The 23,038-nt window shown below is 41.6% G+C and carries 13 protein-coding genes and 1 other RNA gene; all 14 read right to left on the bottom strand.

Annotated features, from left to right (window positions below):
- Positions 1–2: 2 nt before the first annotated feature.
- The 14 genes from LBN07_01480 to LBN07_01415 all read right to left on the bottom strand — a co-directional run bounded on the left by LBN07_01480 (position 3) and on the right by LBN07_01415 (position 22,886).
- Positions 3–599, bottom strand: a complete 597-nt coding sequence (locus tag LBN07_01480) for a GIY-YIG nuclease family protein (protein MDR0850136.1) — start codon at positions 597–599, stop codon at positions 3–5.
- Positions 600–623: 24 nt separating this feature from the next.
- Positions 624–1,139, bottom strand: coding sequence for a hypothetical protein (locus LBN07_01475; GenBank protein ID MDR0850135.1), 516 nt, complete (start codon positions 1,137–1,139; stop codon positions 624–626).
- Between the two features lie 156 nt (positions 1,140–1,295).
- On the bottom strand, positions 1,296–1,961 hold the full coding sequence (locus LBN07_01470; GenBank protein MDR0850134.1) for an anaerobic ribonucleoside-triphosphate reductase activating protein: 666 nt from the start codon (positions 1,959–1,961) through the stop codon (positions 1,296–1,298).
- 8 nt (positions 1,962–1,969) lie between these two features.
- Positions 1,970–4,060, bottom strand: coding sequence for a ribonucleoside triphosphate reductase (locus LBN07_01465; protein MDR0850133.1), 2,091 nt, complete (start codon positions 4,058–4,060; stop codon positions 1,970–1,972).
- A gap of 253 nt (positions 4,061–4,313) precedes the next feature.
- Positions 4,314–5,657, bottom strand: coding sequence for an MBL fold metallo-hydrolase (locus tag LBN07_01460; protein MDR0850132.1), 1,344 nt, complete (start codon positions 5,655–5,657; stop codon positions 4,314–4,316).
- Between the two features lie 23 nt (positions 5,658–5,680).
- The gene (locus tag LBN07_01455) at positions 5,681–6,583 is read right to left on the bottom strand and encodes a patatin-like phospholipase family protein (GenBank protein ID MDR0850131.1); all 903 of its coding nucleotides are present in this window, start codon (positions 6,581–6,583) and stop codon (positions 5,681–5,683) included.
- Between the two features lie 254 nt (positions 6,584–6,837).
- On the bottom strand, positions 6,838–12,639 hold the full coding sequence (locus LBN07_01450) for a hypothetical protein (protein ID MDR0850130.1): 5,802 nt from the start codon (positions 12,637–12,639) through the stop codon (positions 6,838–6,840).
- Positions 12,640–12,670: 31 nt separating this feature from the next.
- Positions 12,671–17,158: a hypothetical protein gene (locus tag LBN07_01445; protein ID MDR0850129.1), complete on the bottom strand. Its 4,488-nt coding sequence runs from the start codon at positions 17,156–17,158 to the stop codon at positions 12,671–12,673.
- 258 nt (positions 17,159–17,416) lie between these two features.
- The gene (locus LBN07_01440; GenBank protein ID MDR0850128.1) at positions 17,417–18,691 is read right to left on the bottom strand and encodes a hypothetical protein; all 1,275 of its coding nucleotides are present in this window, start codon (positions 18,689–18,691) and stop codon (positions 17,417–17,419) included.
- Positions 18,692–18,799: 108 nt separating this feature from the next.
- Positions 18,800–19,143: a transfer-messenger RNA gene (gene ssrA, locus LBN07_01435) on the bottom strand.
- 9 nt (positions 19,144–19,152) lie between these two features.
- A complete protein-coding gene (gene smpB / locus LBN07_01430; GenBank protein ID MDR0850127.1) occupies positions 19,153–19,581 on the bottom strand; it encodes an SsrA-binding protein SmpB in 429 nt (142 codons plus the stop codon).
- Between the two features lie 119 nt (positions 19,582–19,700).
- Positions 19,701–21,812 carry a ribonuclease R gene (rnr, locus tag LBN07_01425; GenBank protein ID MDR0850126.1) on the bottom strand — a complete coding sequence of 704 codons (2,112 nt, stop codon included), beginning with the start codon at positions 21,810–21,812 and terminating at the stop codon, positions 19,701–19,703.
- Between the two features lie 51 nt (positions 21,813–21,863).
- Positions 21,864–22,181 carry a preprotein translocase subunit SecG gene (locus LBN07_01420; GenBank protein ID MDR0850125.1) on the bottom strand — a complete coding sequence of 106 codons (318 nt, stop codon included), beginning with the start codon at positions 22,179–22,181 and terminating at the stop codon, positions 21,864–21,866.
- Between the two features lie 84 nt (positions 22,182–22,265).
- On the bottom strand, positions 22,266–22,886 hold the full coding sequence (locus tag LBN07_01415) for a hypothetical protein (GenBank protein MDR0850124.1): 621 nt from the start codon (positions 22,884–22,886) through the stop codon (positions 22,266–22,268).
- Positions 22,887–23,038 lie beyond the last annotated feature (152 nt).

Below are 23,038 nucleotides of genomic sequence, written 5' to 3'. Positions count from 1 at the left end.
CATTATAAGTTGCCCGCTGTTTTATTATATCCGCTCGTTTCTGCATCAAAAATTTCTATACCCGTTTTTTCTATATGGTCGAGTCTATAATCAGAGTCAAGCTCGTTTGCTGTCAAAAACTTAACCTGCATTTTATCACCCGACATAAAGTCCTTGGCTATCTCTTCAACCGCAAAGTGGTCTCTTACTCTTTTAAGCAGCTGTTTGGCTTGACCTACATAATATTTGTTTTTTGTTTCGTTATAAATTATGTATATTCCCACTCCGCCCTTGTCGGCACTCTTTAAAATAGCTTCAAGGGGTTTCCATTCTTTCTGGTCAATCTGATTTCTTAGTTTGCCTTTCAGCTGTTCCTTGGTTTGCTTAAAGGTTTCAAGCTTAGTTTTCATCTCAGCTTTTTTTAAGTCCTTCAACCTTAGCTCTTCTTCCTGCTGCTCTTTTTGAGCCTGAACGAAAGCCGCCAGAGCTGCAATATTCTGTTCCTTAACCTCTACTTCCTTTGGCTTTTTTTCATCCTTCTTTTTATTTCTTAAAAACAGAAAAATTGCCAATGCTAAAAGCGCCAAACCTGCAACAATGCCTATAATAATAAATTCCATTTATTACTCCTTTGTTTTTGTTTGTCAGTTTGCAGCAATTAGCTTTTTTCCCACTTCTTTTTCAATCTTTTTAAGCATACTTTTTATATCCATTTTACCGGCATCAATAACCACATCACAGTCCTTTTTTGCACGCAAATCTCTCGCTCCAAATGCAAGTAGTCCCGTCTCTATTTCCAGCTTCTTTTTTTCATCCTTTTCTTTTGTAGCAAGTTTTCTAAGAGCCGCTTCCCCCACCGCCAGATAAACCATAAAACACCTGTTTTTAAGACATTTAAGATGCTCATCCTGCATAGCAAGGTCCAGGTTCACCGAAATAACCGTATCATAATAAGCTGCAACCTCAGTTATAGTCTTGGCCCGCAGCTCATTTAAATAATCAACTCCACACTTTTCAATAACTTCTTCAGGGTCAATCATATTAAATTGCAGATAATCCTCCACATCCATAAAATAAAAATCCAATTTTCCGGCAAGCTTGCCGCCCACTTCCTTATTAAAATCCTCTAAAGCACACACAAGTGCAATATTCGCCTTCAACCTAAATCTCCTTTTAAACACACAATCCTGACAATACTATATACATTAATTATTTATATATTCCACAACCTCAATAATCAGTTTGTAAACGTATTAATAATAACACTTTTTAAGCGTTCTGCCAACTAAAAAAGGGGAAGCTTTACCCCTTTTTTGCTACAGTCCGCGGTTTATAACAGTCCCGACAAACTGTCCGGCTGCCCTTGCCGCCTCGTTCTGCTCACTATCATCGTGTGTAGTTTCGCCGGCAAGATTGGGCCTGTATTTTTGAATAGCAAAGGTTTTGGCGCCTGATATACTTTTTGCTATTGTAATTATATCTTCTATCGTCAGCGTATTTATAAATGTCGTTCTAAATTCATAGTCAACCGAGCCATTTAAAAGAAAGTCTTTAAGCGCAACAATAGATTGCATATCGTCGTCTGTATAAGTAACCTCTTTATATTTTTCAAACGGAGCCTTGATATCCATTGCCACAAAATCCAGCAGGTTTTGGTCCATAAGTTTTTTTACCGCTTTAATATTGGTGCCGTTGGTGTCTAGCTTAACCTTAAACCCCAGAGCCTTAACTTTTTTTATAAACTCACCTAGGTCTTTTTGAAGCGTAGGCTCACCGCCGCTTATTACAATACCCTCTAAAAACCCTCTGTTTTGCGTCAGATAGTCAAAGACCTCCTGCTCGGCTATATTTATGTTCTGAACATTTAAATGCTTATTATGGCAATACTGACAGCCCATATTACATCCCGGTGTAAACACAACGCACGCAATATGGTGCGGATAGTCTATCAGTGAATTTCTAACAAAACCCGCTATCCTCATTTTTTCTCCTAAGCGTCATCCTCATTGATTCTAAACTTCTGCCTTGTCATATATTCGTCAAATTTGCTTTCGTTATAATCCTGAACAGGGCGAAGATACCCTACAACCCTGCTCCAGACCTCAGCCTCTCTGCCACACTTAGGACATTCAAAGTGCTCGCCCGCAATATACCCGTGCTCTTCGCACACACTGAATGTAGGCGTAATTGATATATATGGCATTTTGGTCTGTAAAAAAATCTTTTGCAAAAGCTTTTTGGCGGTCTCTTTGTCCTCTATCTTTTCTCCAAGATAAAGGTGCAAAACCGTTCCTCCGGTATACAGCGACTGAAGGGTATCCTGAAGCTTTATAACCTTGAATATATCGTTGCTGAACCCTACCGGCACTTGAGTGGAGTTGGTATAGCACACCTCTTCCTTGCCTGCGGTAATTATTTCAGGGAATCTCTTTTTGTCAATCTTAGCAAATCTCGGAGCTACGCCTTCGGCAGGTGTTGCTTCCAAGTTATACTGGTTACCCGTCTGCTTCTGATATTCCTTCATTTTGTCTCTCATGTGCTCCATAACCTTTACCGCAAACGCCTGTCCTTCTTCAGTGGTTATGTCTTTGCCCATAAAGTTAAGCAGACTTTCGTTCATACCAACAATACCTATAGTGTTAAAGTGGTTGCTCCAATAGTTGCCGGTTCTCTCCTTTACTCCCCTCAAATAGAACTTAGAGTAAGGATACAGCCCGTTGCGGGTCTGCTTTTCAACAATTTTTCGCTTAATTTCAAGCGAGCTTTTTGCAACATCACAATATTTGTCAACAAGCGCAAAATATTCTTCTTCACTGTCGGCAAGATAACCGATTCTGGGAAGGTTGAGCGTAACAACTCCTATTGAGCCTGTAAGCGGGTTTGAACCAAACAATCCTCCGCCGCGTTTTCGCAGTTCGCTTACATCAAGACGCAGCCTGCAGCACATTGAAACCGCATCGTCGGGGCTCAGGTCAGAGTTTACGTAGTTTGCAAAATACGGAATACCATACTTACAGGTAATATCCATAATAGAGTTCACTACCTCACTGTTCCAATCAAAGTCTTTCGTAACATTGATTGTAGGAATGGGGAAAGTAAATACCCTGCCGCTACTATCGCCTTCTAAAATAACCTCACAAAAGGCCTTGTTGAATATATCCATTTCAACTTGATAATCACCGTAGTTGGTATCCATCATATTGCCGCCGATAACAACCGGCTGGTCTTTCAAGGTTTTGGGGCAAGTAATGTTGAGCGTAACATTGCTGAACGGACACTGAAAGCCTACTCTGGTAGGCACATTAATGTTAAAAATAAACTCCTGCAAGCACTGCTTAACCTGCTTATATGTCATGTTATCAAATCTTATAAAGGGTGCACAATATGTGTCAAAGTTACTCCATGCCTGTGCTCCAGCAGCCTCGCCCTGCAAAGTAAAGGTTGCATTAACTATCTGACCCAAAAACGAGCGCAGGTGCTTGGCTGGCTTGCTGGTTACCTTTCTGGGAACTCCTCCAAAGCCGTCGGTCAAAAGCTGCCGTAAATCCCAGCCCGCACAATAAGGTCCGAAAAACCCGAGGTCATGAAGGTGTATAATACCGCTTGTATGCGCTTCGCGCACCTCAACGGGATAGACCTCATTGAGCCAATAGTTTTTGGTGAAAGCTTCTCTGACGTAGTTGTTGAGACCCCCTATGCTATATCCCTGATTGGCGTTTTCTTTGATGACCCAATCGTCGTTGTTAAGGTAATTTGAAAACAGCCCTATAGTAGCACCTATCAAAGCGTTTGACTCACGTGCCATGGTGCGCTTTTCACGGTATAGAATATAGGCCTTTGCAACCCTTGCATGTCTGTTTTCAATGAGCACCTTTTCTACAACGTCCTGAACCTGTTCAACGGTTGGTGTCTTGCCCGAATATGTAGAGTTTAAAATCTGCTCAACCTGAGCAGCCAAATCCTCAGCTTTATCCCTATCCTGCCCGTCACATGCAACCGCCGCTTTAAATATAGCGTCCGCGATTTTCTTTTTGTTGTACTCTTGTGTTGTGCCGTCTCTTTTCAAAACTTGTTTTATCATACGAATCCTCCACGATTTTTGATATTCCTAAAATCCTAACATAACACAATATATTGTGTCAACATATTTAATATATCTACTACATATTGTGCTTTTGCACAAAAATAAAGTTACCTTAAAAAATACTTTACTTTTTTTGCGGCGCTCGGCGGGTTGCAAAAAACGTACTTATAGCCGGCGAGGTTCACCTCACCTCATCTTATCAGAACATAAAAAACGGATAACCTGATAGGTATCCGTAAATTAGAATTATTTATTGTTTTTTGCTTATGCTCTTTTTAGGAATGAAGCACACCACCGCTGAAACCACTATTATACTTATCGCAATATAGCTCCACTTAATGTGATACAGGTTTGGGTCAAAGGAGCCCAAGACAAATTCTATTGTACCTGAAGCTGACACAAAACCGACAATACTGCCGCTGATATCGGTGCGTAAAATTGTGGCACCAATATCGTTCACTCTATTTATTACCTTATTGTTTGGATGTCCATAAGTGTTGTTGGCACCTACACTAATAATGGCATATATAGGTGTGGTCACGCTCAAAAACTCCGCTGAAGATGAAGTGTCGCTGCCGTGGTGACCTAAATGTAAAACGTCAATATCAAGTTCACTTATCTGCGGCCCTCCGAGTTCGTTTACATAATTTACAGCCGCTTGTTCAATAGCCTTTGAAGCGTCTCCCGTAAACATAAAAGTTTTGCCGTTGTTGTTTAGAACCATCACAGGAGAATAATCATTTTTGTCACTGTATTTTTGAGAAACAGGACCATAAAAAGTGAAAGTATAATCCTTTGCATCATTGGAGTCATCATACGATATAGCTGTGCCTAAATCCTTGCTGTTAAATTCTACACTTTCTGCATTATCATTTATTGCTCTTACGGTGCCTTTCCATGTCAATGTGTCATCGCTTCCATACAAAGAGCTGTCAAAAATTTCGCTCCCCGCGTCACCGGCCTTATAATAATAAACATGCGGCCTATAAACTATGCCTATATCATACTTGTCAAGCACCTGTTCGGCTGCAGCAATATGGTCAAAATCAGGATGAGTAATAATAAAATAATCAATTCTGGCAACCGCTCTGTTTGCAAAGACAATTTCATCAAGATAATTCATTGTTTTGGTAGCGTTTTTACTGCGGTTGCTAAGCTCAAGTCCGCAGTCTATCATCATAACCTTATCATCCGGCAGTTCTATAACCGTACAATCACCTTGCCCTATATCGATATAATGCACACGTAAAGAAGCATCACTAGCTGCTGCCATGTCATAATTTATGTTGTTTAAATTAAAATTTATCAGACGCTCAAGGGGTGCGCTGAATACAAAGCTTACTCCGCAAAGCACCGCAATCACACAAAATACAATTATTCTTGGCACGCTGAACTTAATGCCCGAAAGCTTAGCGGCACTAGAGGAACTGCCGGCGGACGATTTGGTTGTTGTCTTTGTATTTGCTTTTGTATTGGCACTCTTTGTTGTTTTAGAACTGCTGCCCGTTGTTATTTTAATGCCCCCTTTCGTTGTTTTTATATTAATGCTTTTCTTTGGAGCATTTTTTTTATTATTATTGCTGTTGTTTGCCATAATTTTCTCCTTAGTTTGAGTTTTTAAATTATGCGCGCCTTATATATGCTACTGAAACTTTTTTCCTTCTGATTTTTGGCTTTGGGCTTGCCTGAAATAAGCGCTTCAATTTCGTCCATACGCTCTATTGCGGCACTATAACCTTCTTCTATCATGTCTTCCAGCCCTTCTATCTTCTGCGAACTGAACCGCTTCATGTTGGGCTGCAGCATTATGTCGCTGTGCATATAACCTTTCACAGAGTTACTCTTCATCAAAATCCCCAGCGCACTGCTGAGCACATCGGTCATTTTAAGCGATTCGGTGCCGGAGCCTCTTGTTGAGTTCACGTCAACCGCAATAACATAATTGCAACCAAAACTTCTGGCCACATCTGCGGGAATATTGTTTTGCAGGCTTCCGTCAGCAAGGTGCATTTCTTCAAACTCAGTAGGCACAAAAAAGCCCGGAACCGAACAGCTGCCCGCAACAGCTTTGCACACCTTTCCTTTCGTTATAACAACTTCTTCGCCACTGACAAGGTCCACTGCTACCACAGCAAGCGGTTTTTTAAGCTCACTAAACGACAGGTCTCCTATGGTATCTTTCATAACATTTTCAAGTCCCGTAGTTTTTGAAGGCAGCAAAAATAATTTTTTGGATACTATGTCCTTCTTCCTAAGAGTTTTGGCTCTGGCGTATATTTCCTCATATCCAAGCCCTGCAGCATAAAGTGCCCCAACAATGCTGCCGGCACTCGTAGCGGCAATAAAGTCCACATCTATTCCCCATTCTTCAAATGCCTTTATTACGCCAATATGAGCAAACCCTCTGGTAGCACCTCCTCCCAAAACAAGTCCAAGCTTGGCTTTTTGGTGCTTGTGAATAGCTGCGTCATCCACTGCCTGCTTCTTTGCTCTAAGCTTAAAAAAACTGAAAAAACCCATACTTCTACCTCAAACTATCGTCAATAAAATTGACCTATTACTATAATATTATCATAAAATCGCATTTTTGCATAGTAATTTAAGCACCTCAAAATCAAGCAAATCTCACACCTGCACAAATCCAATCAGTCTTATTACTGTATGATAACCACCAGCGAAACACAATATTAGAACACGTACTCGGCAAAAAAAAGATGCCTAAGCATCTTTTTTTAGTTTACACAAGAAAGTTTTATTAGATTTTTTGTTTATTATTACTTTTTGCCCTTACGGTCCTTCATAGCTTTCTTAATATCTTCATCAGTTACCTGACCAACATTCTTGCCTTCTCTTAGGTCTTGTATAAACGAACCCGTGTTAAGCTTATAGTTGGCTGCTTGTTCTGCCATCAGCTGTGCCTTGATGAACTTGCGCTTCTTGTTGTAGTTAAGCAAGAATATCAAAACCAATACTGCTGCAATCAACACACCGCCTGCCGCTGCTGCAATTATAATTAATACAGTTGGGTTCTGAGCAAAGCCGATTTCACCGTCAAGGTCAAATCCGTGTGCATTTGCCCACTCTGTTGTCAGTGTAAGTGTCAAAATACCGTTGTTATAGGTCATGTTTAAAGGCAAGTTGCCGCCAAGCACATCTACGCCGCCAATCTTAAATGTAACTATATCCTGTCCGTCTGCGGGACTTGCAACAATCGTTACAGTTTCTCCGATTCTGGCTTTCTGCTTGTTTACAGTCACTTCACCCGAACCGTTTTTAACTATGTTTCCCCCAAGAGTATATTCAGTTGCGCTAAATCTTACGCTTATGTTTCTGTTTGAGTCCAACGTAATGACTGCGTCGCCACTGACAATCTCTCCTGCATCAACACCGCCGAAGCCGACAAAACCATAATAGTTTGCGCTGGCTACAGAGATTTTAATCTGAGTGCCACGGTCAAACCCATTTGCAAGCTGATCAGACGTAGGTTCAATCCAGCTTCCTGTTGAGTTAACCTTAATGTTGTGTGTACCGCTGCCAATGTCTCCCGAAACAGCCACTGACAAACGATAAGTCTTAATGTACTGTCCAACAATCTGGAATACATCTGAACCGCCTACGTAGGCAATGTTGTTTGTTATGTCGTTAAGATCAAGAACAACTGAACCGCTCTGTGGTATAGGAGTAAGGTTTCCGCTGCCGTCTTTCAGATAGAAGCTGTCAGTCCATCTGTATCCCTGAATAACCGGAGCAGTAGTGTTTCCCACCACACTTCCCAAAAGCACCGTTCCCACTTTGGCAGTAATACCAATCGGGCTGAATGTTTCACCAAGTCTTATTTCGTTGCCGTCTGTATCAGCTGCAATAAAGTCGATGTTAAAGGCTTTATAAGTAAGTCTTACATAAATGTTGGTGTTTCCTTCAATCGTAACAACATACCAGTCACCTTCCTGAACAAAACTCACAGGGTTGTTTCCGATTGCGGTATAAACGCCTTCAAGCTCATAATATCTGGCATTTTCGTCAATCTGGTCAAGTGTAAATCTGAGTGTTGAGCCGGTTGTAGCAAATGCCCCATTAACGCTACCGCTAGCTTCAAGTGACAGTTCCGGAAATTCTTCGTCTATAATTTCAATGTTTCCAAGACTATAACCCTTGCTCTGGTCAGTTTCATTTAGGCCCATAGAAACTTCTCTTATGGCTACAACTCTTGCCACAATCTTAGCGCTGCCTTCTCTTACATAAGTGTTTATCCAATTTGAATTTATAGCAGCGTTATAATCCCCAAACAGAGCTCCGCCCAAAAGCGTTTCATAGCTGTTTGTGCTATAGTTATAGATTGCCCATGATATAAACCTGTAACTCGTGTTCTGCTCGGTTGCAGACAGCCATACTGTTGAGGTATCTCCGATAGACACATCGGGTGCGCTATATGCAATAAGTCCGCTTGAAACTCCGAGTGCAGTGCCGTTTTCTTCTTCAACAATAGTAATCAAATACTCAATACGTTCAAATACAGCAGTTATCTCATCTCCGTTTGCAAACGAAGTTCCGGCAATAAGGGACATTTCACTGTTGCCTCCCATATCACTGCTGCCTATCAAGAAGCCTACAAATCTGTAGTGTGCGTTTGCATGAGCAACCACTGTTACAATCGAGCCCTCGGGATAGTCATTACCCGCAGCCCCCAGAGTTACTATGGTTCCGTTTACAGTAATATATCCGGCTCCTGCAATGTTAGAATAGAAAGTTGCACCAATAGGAGTTGTGCCTACTGATATTTCAACAAGCTTTATCTGAATTGTGCCTACTGTGTCAAACCCGCCAACTGTGCCGGCGCCATACTGAACATAAGTGTTAATGAAGCTCACGCCGTTGTTGTTGTCAGGAATAATGAAGCTCAAGTCAAGGTCAAGATATCTTCCCAAAATGTCCCAATTGCCGCTTGTTGGGTTATATACTGCCCAATACGCAATAGCCTCAAATTGCAGCTGATTGCTGTATGCAGATGTGTGAAGCATCTTTTGCCCCTGAGACGTGCCGATTTCAATATAAGAATCTACCGTGGTTCCTCCGCTGTTTCGCACCGAAGCGCTGGGAGTAGTCATAAATTCTATCTCATATTTTGCTTTTGTAGTATAAGTTGCATCAAATCTCGCGCTTCTGTCTGCAATTTTGAAAATGTCAGCGGGAAATTCATACAAATCGTTTTTAACATAATATTCAAATCCGCCCACCGTATAGTCATCATAACTCTTCCAGCCGCTGAACAAGTAACCTATTTTTGCACTGGCCGCTATGGCATTAGCACTGCTTATGTCAATCGTATCGCCCTTGTTGTCATACAGGTGAACTACCTGACCGTTTGCATAGAACGACAACACTGCCTGAGCCCACGACCTGAGCATGGGATATCCATCATTAATTGTTCCGGTCTGGTCAATCAGCCAAACGCCGAGCAAGTTGTTTCCTACTATTACTTCACCAAAGTTCCAGCCGCTATTTCCGTTAAACACCGGATAGGTTGCTACATCCTTTAGTGCTGTTTCGGTTTTGGCAGCCAAAGCCGGCGCGCCTGTGGTTTGATCGGCCACACCATAAACCGTTACAATAGTGTTAATATAAGTGCTGTTTGCATAGTTCACATACCCTACATTTGCATTTGCAAAGTTGTTGGCTGCGGTCAAACCCGTAAGGGTTGAACCGGGAGCCGGCAAAGTGCTGGGTGTATCTTTGTTCCAGAAAGAGTTCTTAACTTCTACAGTAGCGTATTTGCCGTTGTTGCCATAGTTAACTCTTCCGATAGCTCCACCGATTCTGGAGGTGCTTGAAGTTGTCTTATATGCAATACCTCTGCTGTAACAGTTTTCAATAAGCACTTTCTTTTGTTGGTTCAAAGACTGAGTTGCAGAAGAATAATATTGATATTCAACTGTTCCGACAATGGCACCCACATAGTTGTTCAAGCTCTGACCTACATTAACGTCATTATAACAGTTTCTGACAATAACATCCACTTCCATGTGAGTGTGAGTGTATATGCCGCCCACAATACCGCCGTTCAGAGTATTAACTACTCCTGCGGTATTACCATAACCGCCATAAGTGTTGTAACAATCTTCAATAAGCGCACCGTAATAAGCACGTCCTACAATACCGCCCGTATACGTTCCAAGTCCGCCTACAAAGCCGGTGTTATAACACATTCTTACAACAGATATGGTTGTTGTGTCACCATAAATTTCGCCTGCAACACCGCCCACATAGTTGCCCGCAGTTACGCTGCCTGTGTTAAAACTGTTATAAAGTGTTGCTCTCTCAAGTCTGCCCACAACACCGCCCACGTAGTTACTGCTACTTGTAAGAGTTATATTACCAAAGTTTTTTACACCCTCAAGAGTGTAATTGGATACATAACCTGCAACACCGCCCACATAGTTGATGCTACCCGAGCCGGTAATATTTCCGGTATTATAAACATTTTCAATCTTGTTTACGATGTTATTGCCGTTGTCATAGATATATCCCATAACACCGCCGACATAACTTGAGTTTCCGGCAGCAATGTTACCTTCGTTGTGTGAATTAAGCAGCGTAACGCTGTCCACCTGACCAATAAGTCCGCCGATATAATTTGAACTGCTGCTCAAGTTTGTTATAGATGCAGAGTTTACCGAATCCTTAATAATAATTCCGCCTGCATATCCAACAAGTCCGCCCAAGTAATAAATATATCCGCCGCTGACAGCTTCTACGTTACCCTGGTTTTCACAGTTGTCAATAGAAGCAGTTTCAACTGCAATATAGTCATTCCAAGCATAGAAGTAACCTATAAGACCTCCGATCTGCCCGTATCTTGCTGTTACAGTGCCAAGGTTTTGACAGTTTTTAACCTGAACCGCAGCATAATAGGAGTCAATATAACCTACCAATCCCCCGGTGTAACCGCTGTTTCCGTTAACATTTATGCTTGACACCGCACCCTCGTTGGTGGAGTCAATAATTGATACATTAGGACGTCCCTGGTCATAGTCATAGTGATAGAAATATCCTGCAAGTCCGCCAACATAATAGCCTTTGGTTGCATTAATTTCACCATAGTTGTGAACATCAATCATGTTAACATATTCGCTTACATATCCGAAGATACCGCCCAGATAACTGCTGTTGCTTGTGTTGGTCTGAGTAGGAAGCGTAGTATAAGTAACCTGATCATCTATATATCCGTTAAATGTAAGATTTTGCGTGTTCAGGTGATTATACCAATCTCCCGAAACATATCCGCCGATACCGCCAACATAATAGCCACCATGAATTTCAGCGTTTACACTACAATCAGTCAACTCAGCAAAATAGTCTTCAGCATTATTATAATAGCTATTAAAGTATCCCTGACCAAAAAGTCCGCCTACATAAGAATATGAATAACAATAAGGATATTTGGTTCTGGTGGGATATCCGCTTGAACTTGCAGTAAGCTGACCGCTACCCTGTTCAATCAAAGCGTTTCCGCTCACGTGACAGTCGGTGATACCGTCACCGCCCTGATAATCTCCAAACAAGCCGCCAATATATGCATAGTCATAGTTATACACATACATGGTGCTGCTTGTAGCATACATTGAATCTGCTTTGTTGTTTGAGCTGGTTGTGATATAAGGGTCAACAACATTCACGTTGCTGACAATGCCTTCACCATAATAGTAACCTGCAATTGCTCCGGCATAAATGTTGTTGTATAAATATAGATAGTTGCTACTGTAATTGCTTCTGAAGTCTATGTCTGAACTAACACTGATATACGGAGCATCCAGCGTCAAATCTTTAATCTGAGTGCCCTGAAAGTTGTTGTAACCAACATAACCAAACAAACCTTCATATATATTAAAGCTATATGAACTGTTTGTGGTCGTTGTGGCATACCCGTATTGAGCAGTATAATTGCTCAAAATAGCAAGCCCGCTTATGGTTTTGTTGTTTCCGTCAAAAATTCCGTCAAAGCCGCAGTATGAATAAACACCGCCGCCGTCTTTATTAAAGCTTTTGTAGTTACCGATGGCAACCCAACGGTGACCTGTAAGGTCTATATTGTTTCCGAGCTTAAATTCCTTGCCGCTAAAGTTGTTATATCCGTTATTTACCATATAGGCAAGATAACTAAGCTGATAAGCATTTGAAATTATATACGGGTCTCCCGGAATAATTATACCGATACCCCCCGTAAAGCCCGGATTTCCGCTGACAGTGTTGCCTTTAGTAAAGTCAAAACCGTCACTATAGTCGCCCGTAGTTCCTCTTGCAGTTCCCGGCGCGCCCATTGAATTAAGGTTGGGGCCGCTTGCGTTGATAACATTGTTTGTGTCAACGCTGTTTACAAAGTTAAGTTGCTCAAGCCAAGTGCCGCTGACAACAGGGGCACTTGGCGGTGTTATCGGAACATGCGCTCCTGCCACCTGTTGGTTTCTGTTTCCTGTCGAACCCAGAAAACCACCATTAGCAAGCACTAGTCCAAATACAAGTCCCGCCGTGAGTATGAGCATTGTGACACTAAATAAACTTTTCTTTAAAATATTTATCATATCTTCTCTCCTTTTGTCTTAATACTCAAACTTAGTTACCCTGGCTGCCGTCGCCGCCATTTCGCAGGTTCTTAATAAGATCGGCCTGACCCAGACGGGAACTTGATTCTTTGTGCTTCTGAAGAGCTATAGCATACTCTTTCTTCTTCCTGCTGTTAAGAATTGCAAGGATTACTGCACCTATTACAAGCAGCGGAACAAGTATTACGCCCACAAGGATACCTGCCAGATACCCTTTGTTGATTGTAGTAGAAACCGTGCTGTCAAGATTTACCTGACCGTTGGTCCCCAACAAAGCATCAAGGAATGCTTTGTCTACAACAAACGTAACAGTTTTTCCGTCGCCGCTGACTTGAGCACCGGCTATGTCTCTTATGTTTGCTCCGCCAATCTTCCAGCTGTCAAAGTCATAGCCTGATTCGGCAATGAACGACAACACTATGCTGTCACCTATCTTGACCTCATCCGTGCTTATATTAAGAGTTCCTCTGGCTCCGCTTAGGTCGTTGTTCTGACTTACGCCAAAAATAATGGGACTGAAACTTATTACAATATCTCTTGAACCATTAATTACAATAGTCACTGTGTGTGTGCCGTTGGGGTTATTTACTGTAGTTTCGCCTGCCGCAGTGCCTACAATCGGGTTAAGAGTATGGTATGCCGGGTTGGTTATTGTTATTTTAACTGTACTGTTCTGAGCAAGCTCACTGAGGTTAAAATTACTTATTTGAACCTCTCCAATAAACATTTCAAGGCTATAAAGCGAAGCATTGTCGCTCACGCCTTCATATTCACCTTCAACAGTGATGCTCAACTGATATTGTTTTGCAAATTCCTGCACAAGCACAACTGCGTTTGTAAAGTTACTTACATCATTTGCATTTACAACATATGTCACTATCTCAATCGAAGCGTTGCCAAGCGAAACCAAATTGCCATTCACAAGCTTTCTCCAGCCAACAAAGCTGTAGCCGTTGGTAACACCTCTGGTCACTTCAACCGTCTGGCCCGAAAGAACGCCTGTCAGTGTGCTTGCAGTAGTATAAGGAACACTTCCCACAAACTCGCTGTTTGCAATATTTACCTGAGCTCCTTCTTCAATATAAACTGCACGCACCTCAATGTCAACAGCCTTTTTCTGGAAGGCTACGGTAATAGTTCTGTTTGTATTGCCAATAGTGATATTAACCCTGCCGTTAAACAGTGTCTCACTTATGTCAAGAGTAGTAACAGTCGAAATCTGATAGTCACCGCTGAAAGGAATTATATCAAGCCTTACAACATCCCCCTCGTCAAACCAAACAGTTTGAGTAAGGTTGGACATGTCTACCGTGTTGGTATTTTTAGCAAAATCCTTAAAGGTTATAGCTCCGCTCTTGGTGTCACTGTCGGTTGCATCAAGATTTATTGTCAGGCTATATTGTCTTATATAAATTACATAAATTCTTATTGTGCTGCCGTCAAGATATTTGTCAAGGAAAGTGGCGCTAATCTCATCGATTGATATGTCACCGTTTGACAAAGTATTAAATGCATCATAACCTGAATCCTGCTGATTTTCAATTCTGAGGTTGCTGAACTTTTCTGCTCTGCGCCATCCGTCGATTATGCCGGCATTAAAACCGGTTATGTCGCCGCCAAGGCCCACACTAAGACTGCCCGAGCCCGTAATAGCCGGAGCACCTGCACCGATTGCAGCCGGAACACCGCCATTTTCGGTAGCAGCAATAAATTCAATATTATATTGAGCCGCGGCAAATACCAGAACAAGCTGTTTGCCGTCCATATATGCCAAACCCACAATCAGGTCGTCCCCAGACCACACAAAGCCTTCAGCAGTAAGGTCGCCCAAAATGCCCACACTCGTAAGATTAGCACCGATTGCAATAAATTCGCTGCCAATTCTATATCCCACAAATTCGTAGTATTGTTCAGCAACTGCCTTTATCTTTACCTGCGAAACAGGGTCAGCGCTTGCATCGTTATTTACGTCAGCAATGTCATAAGTTATGTTTTGGCCATAGCTTATTGCTTCAACAGCACCTGCAGGCATTCTCTGTTTTTCAGCGTTTCCCCATGTTTGCTGACCGCTTTCAGCCTCAACGGTGAAAGTAGCCAATTTAACTCTGTTGAAAACTGCAGTAAGCTTAATCTCTGAACCGTTAATGTAGGTTGAAACAAATGTACTGTCTATTGTTGTGCCGACTTGGCCCAAATCAACCATCCAAAGGTTTGCTGTGGCATCAGCTTCATATGCAATTCCAAACGGAGTAACTACCATACTTCCACCTGCATCATACAAATAGAATGCTTCAAATACATATCTATATCCGGACTCAATCGAAACCGGTCTGGCTCCGATTCTGCTGGTGTCAGCATTGGAGACATAATCACCCTTGGGCAGAATTGGGTCTCCTGAGCCGCCGCTGTAATAAACCTTTATATCAACCTCAACCGTATTACCGGTGTTGTCAACATTTAAGGTATAAACGGTTTGATTTCTCCATTTTGCATAGAATACAAACTCGTTGCTATCAGCAACAGCATTACCTACAAAAGCACTTGACACTCCGTAAGACTGTGCGCCCTGAATAGGATTGGGGTCCTTAAACCATCCTTGGAATACATATCCGGCCTGTTCAATATTGTTATTTGTCGGGTCATTGTTGGCGCCATTGGCCGTTCCCACCGGAATCTCAAAATTCGGTCCGCTATATCCTGAAGTCCAGCCGGCGATGTTAAGCTCATTAAGAATATCCTGAGTAATGATTTCGCCTATATAAACGTTAAACGCAACACCAAGAACATGGTCGTAACCGACAACTCCGTCTATATCAATTGCATCAAAGTCAAGGTTGCCGCCCAAATCAAATTTTATGTATATATAACTGTTTACGTCATCAATACCGTTTACAAAATTTCCTTCATTATAGCTTGTGTCAATCGCAACGTTTGCCAAAAGATTGATTCCTCCGTTGCTTGTAAACCATCCGCCGTTGGCGTCAAGTATAATTGCTCCCACATGGTTAAAGTATTTAAGTGCTATATATGGGTCACCATTTTCGTCATAAAGCAGTACAAAAGCACCGCTTGCCCCACCAAAATAGGTGTCTAAGAAATCTTCACTAAATAGGTTTTCAAGGGTTTGCTGAGCCGGTTCTCCGCCATTGTTAAGCGAAACTCCCCCGCCTGTGCCGCCCTGACCCAAACCTGAGGTGTTGCCGTTTGAAACAGTTCCGACAAAGAAACTGTTTACTACAGTAACCTGTCCGCCGCCGATATATCCTATAATACCGCCTTTATAAGAAGAGTTCGGGCCCTGATTGTTTCCGGGGTGACCATAAACTCCACCCACACTAAAACATCTTGTAATCCAAGCCTTGTCACTGCCGCTCCAGCAAGTACCCAAAATACCGCCGGTGTCATCACCGCCGAATATGTTTGCCATGCTATAACAGTCGGTAATCCAAGCTTCACTTGTGCCTTCAATAAGACCAAAGATACCTCCGGTATAAGAGTTGCTTCCGCCGATTACTGTTCCTACATTATAACAATTCTCAACGGTAACCTTAGCGTTACCCTGAGACCATCCTGCAATACCGCCCGAAAAATAGCTGTCACTTTCAACCATAATTTCGTTATAACAGCCTTTTATTAAAACATCAGAATAACTTGTTGACATGCCTACGATACCGCCCGCAGCATAACCCTTTACGCGGTTGCCTGTGGTAGTAACACCGCTGTTGTTAGACCAGCCATTGGAGTTTACGGTGCTGCTGTATGCTGAATATTTGCTTAGGTCATTAAACGGTGCACTGGCAGAAAGACCATAAGGTATTATATCCCTATAGTCCGTCGTTTTCTTAAGACCTATGTTTTCAAGCAAAACCTGAGCATTTGAGCTGCGCGGGCTGGTGTAACCCAAAACATTGGCAACAACACCACCGGCAGAATACGGATTGCTGTTGGTGGTATAAATGTCCACATTCGTGAGATTAAAATTTTTGATTGTGGTCACAAAGCCGGGATAAGTTCCTCCCTGCAAAGTGTGTGACCTTACATAACCAAAAAGCCCGGCGGGAGTTCCTCCGCTAATTTTTACTCCGCTTATAGTAAACCCGTTTCCGTCAAAACTTCCTCTAAACGGATACGATTGATTATTCCCGATAGGGGTCCAGATGGGCTCCCCGCTCAGGTCAATATCACTCATAAGCACATAATACTTGCCGGCCGAATGATCCCCCGATTGGTTGGTATCCCCTCTCAATCTGCTTATAAAAGTGCTTGCGGTCTTAATTATGTATGGGTCTAGCTCCGAACCATCCCCATCACCGTCATTGCCAGCCCATGTGACAATAGGACCAACGCCTGCAGCACTTATACTGCTATCATTTATTCCTTTAGCTCCGCTGCCGTTAAGCATAAACGTAAAGCCGGCCATCCCTAAAAAAACAGCCACAAAACAGGCCACTGCCACCGATGCAAAAGAAACTGACAATGCCTTAACCTTTTTCTTCATAGACTCCCCTTTCTCCTTTTTTCAATGATTATATCAAATCCCATCCATATTTGTAAAACAAAAAGTGCGTGTTTTTATTAAAAAACCCAAATATTCCGCTTTTTCTATAAGAAAAAACGCTTGACAAACAAAAAAACTATATTAAGTTATGTTTATCATAAAATAGCGTACCCAAAAATATCTTATTTTATCAAGAAATCTGCCTTTATCTGCGACAAAACAAAAAACTGTGCATACGCACAGTTCTTATTTTTATTATCAGTCCTCATTTGTCTTAGCAATACGTTCCAGCTGAGCTTCAAGCAATGCTATATCGCTCTTAAGTTCGGCAACCAAGTTAACAAGTATCTTGTTTGTTCTCTCAAGCACGGGGTATCTGTCTTTGTTTTTAGCCATAACCTCTTCACAGTGCTGAACACTCAGTCTCAGACCTTCCAAAAGGTCAAGGTCTTCAGCCAGCTTCTTAGCCTTCTCTTCGTCTATGTCAACATAGTTGTTAACACCATACAGAATCACTTTCTGCTTAGCCACAACAGCTTCTTTACGTCTCAGCTTCTTGCTGTCATTTTCAAGAGTAGAGCTTACACGTCTGAGCGGAATGTATTCTTTTTTGTTAATCTTAAGCTCACGCTCGGCCTGTTTCAGTCTGGCTCTCAAAATTTCAAGACGGTTTTCAATTTCTTCGCTACTTCCGGTAGCCATTCCGGGAACAACAATAGTGGTGGTTGTGTGAGTGTTGGTCTTAGTCTCGGTGCTGCTTTCTTCAATCTTGCGCTCCAAGTTGCTGATAACTTCTTTTTCGCTGGTTATTCTCTTCTCAAGCTCACTTATGCGTTCAACCAGCTCTTCGTTTTCTTTCAAATACTGCTCATCAACAGCAACCATCTTTCTGCCATCGTCCTCATCCTTGTCATCCTCAGCAGCCTCTTGAACAACTTCCTCTTCAGTCTCTTCTTCGTCATCAAATATTTCACCAAGAATGCGGTCAACTTCTTCCTCGTCTTTCTTTTCAGCAACAACTTTTGCCTTTTCTTCGGCGGCTCTTGCTCGCTCTTCGGCTTCCTTTGCTTCTTTCTCAGCAAGTCTTTCACGCTCTTCGGCTTCTTTTCTACGCGCCTCAATGAGTTTTATGCGGTCTGATCTTTCATCAGTTTCCTGCATAGTTGCCTTAACAATGCGTTCCTCTTCGGCAGCCTTGTCAAAATCTATGGTGCTGTTTTCAGAATAAGCCGAACTGCTCGCAACAGCAGGACGCTCCCTTTCAATAACAGTAGTACGTTCAGTTACATAAGTGTTGTTAGACACTCTGTTTTGGTCATAAGAGATATTTTCTCTGACCGGCTCATTAATCATACTCGGGCGTTCATTATAAACAGTTGTCTCCCTATTTACGACTGTAGTCTTGCTTCTAAACAGAATGCCTTTAGTGTTTCCGTCAAGCAAGGTCAGGAACAAGTCAGTTATAATTACTATAATAGCCGAACCTACTATTACAATTCCTAAAATTACCAAAATATTGATGAAGATATCCATAATCATTTCTCCTTTTGTGTTAAATGGTGTTACTATCTGTCAAGTGTATCGAAACGGCGTCTGCCGTAAGGCAAATTTAGTTGCAAATTCCACTTTTGGAAATTTGCTTGGTGGAGGCGATGGGAATTGAACCCATGTCCAAAAAAGCAATTCAAGGTGTTCTACGTGTGTAGCCGATATTTAGTGTCACTCTTACAAACTCTTCCGGCAAAGTTTGCAAAGCCTAGCCCAAGATACAATTTTTGAATAGGGCTTCTTCAAAAAAGGCTTCTCATATATCTTATGCCCCACTCTTGCTATGAGACCAACTTAGAGTAGAACAGATAGCATTAAGCCGCTACCGCGCTGGTAACATTTCTGTTTGCGTTTAAATTTTTTCCGTTTTTAAGCAGCCGAGCCTGCTACACGCTTTCCCCCGAATTAAACTTCCCTGTCAAAACCAAGTCGCCCCCGACACAATGTTACTTTATGCCGGTCTCCCGCTGAATGTCTCTTTCTTTCAGTGTTTGTTTTTTGTCATACAACTTTTTGCCCCGGGCAAGTGCTATTTCTACTTTAACCAAATTTCTTTCAAAAAATACCTTAAGTGCCACCAATGTCAGTCCTTTTTCACCTACTTTTTGTTTAAGTCTGATTATTTCGCTTTTGTTGAGCAGCAGCTTTCTGTCTCGCGTCGGGCTTTCGCTGAAGTTGTTTTCAGCACCGTATGGCTTGATATAACAATTCCTTAGATATACCTCGTCATTTTTGATAAACACAAAGCTTTCGTTTATGTTTATGTTGCCAGCACGCACACTCTTTACTTCACAGCCCTTAAGCACTATTCCCGAAGTGAGTTTTGACAATATTTCATAGTTAAACCGTGCCTTTTTGTTTAAAACAACACTCATTCGGACACCTCCATTATACCACAATTAAAAAATATTGCAATACCCAATCTTATTTTTTTGTTTTTTCATAGTTTTTATTATAAGACAATAAAGCCCGCTACATCTGCAAAAACGCCAGTCTATCTGACTTTCTCCACAAAGCTGAATGCCACACGCCGCTCACGGATATTGGCATCCTTAACTTTTATTTTAACCTTTTCACCAAGCCTGAAAAAATTCTGCTTTCCGACAAGCGACAGTTTTGTTTCGTCATATACATAATAATCTTCAGGCATATTTTCAAAACTTACAAAACCCTCACAGGTGTTTGAGAGCAGCACAAAATATCCCTTTGCAATTACGCCTGATATTATGCCTTCATATTCTTCTTCAAGATGGCGGCTTAAAAACTCCACCTTCTTAAGGTCATCAACCGCTCTTTCCATTTCTTCGGCAAGCTTCTCACGCTCACTTGAGGTATCACTGCTCTCCGTCACAAACTGCAAAAGCCCATGCTTATCAAACTGAGACAGCTTCCCCTTAAGCATCTGCTTTATGATGCGGTGAATAGTCAGGTCCGGATATCTTCTTATAGGCGACGTAAAGTGACAATAATAAACATTGGCCAGACCAAAGTGCCCAAGACATTCAGGCAAATACTTCGCTTTTTTAAGTGAGCGCAGCATAAGCATCTCAATAACATCTTTATATGACTGCCCTTGAATTTTTTCCAGAATTTTCTGCATGTCTTTAGGCCTTACATTCGATATGTCGCAGTCATACTTTACGCCAAATACATTAATAAAATTAAAGAACATTGTCATTTTGTCGGTGTCGGGCTTTTCGTGAACACGATAAACAAACGGCACCTTAAGCTTATACATATGCTCTGCTACAACCTCGTTTGCTATTACCATAAAAGTCTCTATCAGCTTGTGAGCGGCGTTTACCTCCCGTGCTTTTACGTCAACCAGCCTTCCGTTTTCATCCAAAACAAGCTGAGTTTCGGCAAAGTCAAAATTTATGGCACCGCGCTCATGCCGTTTTTCTTCAAGTATCAGCGACAACTTATGCATGTTTTTTACAATATCCACAATATCGCTGTATTGTCGGCAAAGCTCTTTATCTTCATTTATTATGCCAAAAACCTTGGTGTATGTCATCCTGTATTTACTTTTTATAAAGCTCTCGCAAATTTCGTGATTTATAACGTCACCGTTTTTGTTAATGGTCAGCATAACCGAAAGCGTCAGCCTGTCTACGCCCTGCTTCAACGAGCATATACCGTTTGAAAGCTCAACCGGCAACATAGGAATAACCCTATCGCAAAAATACACGCTGGTTCCGCGCTTCATAGCTTCTTCATCAAGAATACTACGATATTTTACATATTCGCCTACATCGGCTATATGAACGCCCAGATAATAATTTCCGTCCGGCAGAATTTCAAGCGACACTGCATCATCAAAATCTTTTGCATCCTCACCATCGATAGTAAAGGTTGTAATCTTACTAAAATCCTGCCTACCCTGTTTTTTTGCTTCGGGCACAACTTCAGGGATGGTCAAAGCCTCTTTCAAAACATTTTTAGGAAATTCTTCATAAAGCTTATATTGTCTCATCAGCGCCAGAACATCGTTTCCTTTTTTGCCTCGGTCGCCAATAACCTCAACAACCTTACCCTCAGGGTTGCGGTTGGGGGTAAACTTAATAATATCCACAACTACCACATCTCCGCTTTTAGCGTTCATGGTGTTGCCCTTTGCAACATACACATCCTGCGAAAACTTGGCGTCATCTGAAAGAACATATCCAAAACCCTTAAACTGCTGAAACTTTCCTACAATCTGCGTGGTGCCCCGCTCCAAAATCTTCATTACCGCGCCTTCAAACTTATACTTGTCATCTCCGCGTGTTCTGTTAAGTTTGACCAGCACTATATCGTTGTTAAAGGCGCCGTTTACACAGCGTTCGGGCACAAAAATATCATCACCGTCGTCAACCTGCAAAAACCCAAAGCCCCGACTGTTTATCAAAATTTTCCCCTTAAGAAGTCCTGCCTCCATAGACGAAACAAAAAGCCCGGGCTCATATTCATACAAATCCCCGCTCTTTATCAAACTATTGATTGCAGACATTATGTCGGTAGCAGGCTCATCAAGCTGCTGCGACACCTTTTGGGTCAAATCCTTGATATTGCCCGCAAATCCTTTGGTCTGTATACAATCCAAAACATTTTTAATTAAAACCATTTTCTCTCCTGAAAAACAAAAAGGGAATAACCATTCCCTTTACACTTTTACTCATGCTCCTGCACTAGTGTTTGGGTAGATTGCAAAAAGCGTGAGGTATATAAGCACACAAACAACTATAGCGATGGCAAGACCAATTGTCAGACGGCGCAAAACCTCGTCTTTAGTCTCACCCTTGTTTTGCATATAATAACTGTCATTGGTAGCACCCGTAATAACATTGGCACCAGTTTCACCCCTTGCGCTCTGCATAAGTGTAATTACAATCATAGCAAGAGCCCCTACAGCTATGATACACATTAAAACTATTCTGATTGTAGGAAAACTGTTGCTCACCCACGCCGGAACAGCCAGCAATAAATTCAACATAAAAACTCCTTAAATATTGGTATCTGTGATTATATCACATTCTTTTATTTTTGACAATTAAAATATAATGCTATCTATTTGAAATTATAACTCCTGAGTATGATCGGCGCTTCTGAATATATTATAAAGCACACTATAAACCTCTGCATTGTTGCTCTCAAGAGTATAATATGGTTCACCACTCATATTTTCATAGTCCTGAGCAATCTTAAGCACTTCAAACGACTTTTCAATTTTGTCTGTATTAATTTCTTTTACATTGTTTGAAAACCAGCAGTGCAAAGCTTCAGTCTGCTGATTGTCTATGTCAATGGTAATAAAATACTCATCATCCTTATATTCCGCATCGGCTTCTGCCACAATATCCAAAAAACATATCGCAGGCTTATTGTCAATAATGAGCAGTTCCCTAAGCGGACTAAAACCCTTTTCACCATCAAAAACAACAACCTCGGCGCCTATATCCTCAGCCCTCTGTTTCATGTATTCAAAAGCCATGTCACAATCCTCTTCAATGTCAGCGCCCGATATTTTGATTAAGGTTTTTACTTCACTCATACCGTTTCTTACTGTTTTAAGGTCTTCTTTATCTTTTTTGTTATAAGCTCTTGCCACAGCAGACATAATCATAACCAAATCCTGATTAAATACACAGGCAGCAGAAGCAACACTTCCATCTCCGCAAACAACTTCAACTTTTTGCATGCTTTTATTTCTCCCTTTTTACTGAATTGCATTATTACATACTTATTTATGCTTGTCAACAATAAATGCTGCAAAAAGCACTCAATTTGTCTTTTCAATAAGGCGAAAAAACTATTTAATCTAAAAAGAGCCTGCATTTCTGCAGGCTATTT

This window comes from Christensenellaceae bacterium (assembly GCA_031260975.1).
GTDB lineage: Bacteria > Bacillota > Clostridia > Christensenellales > UBA1242 > JAISKJ01.
This window is presented reverse-complemented; position numbering and strand designations above follow the sequence as displayed.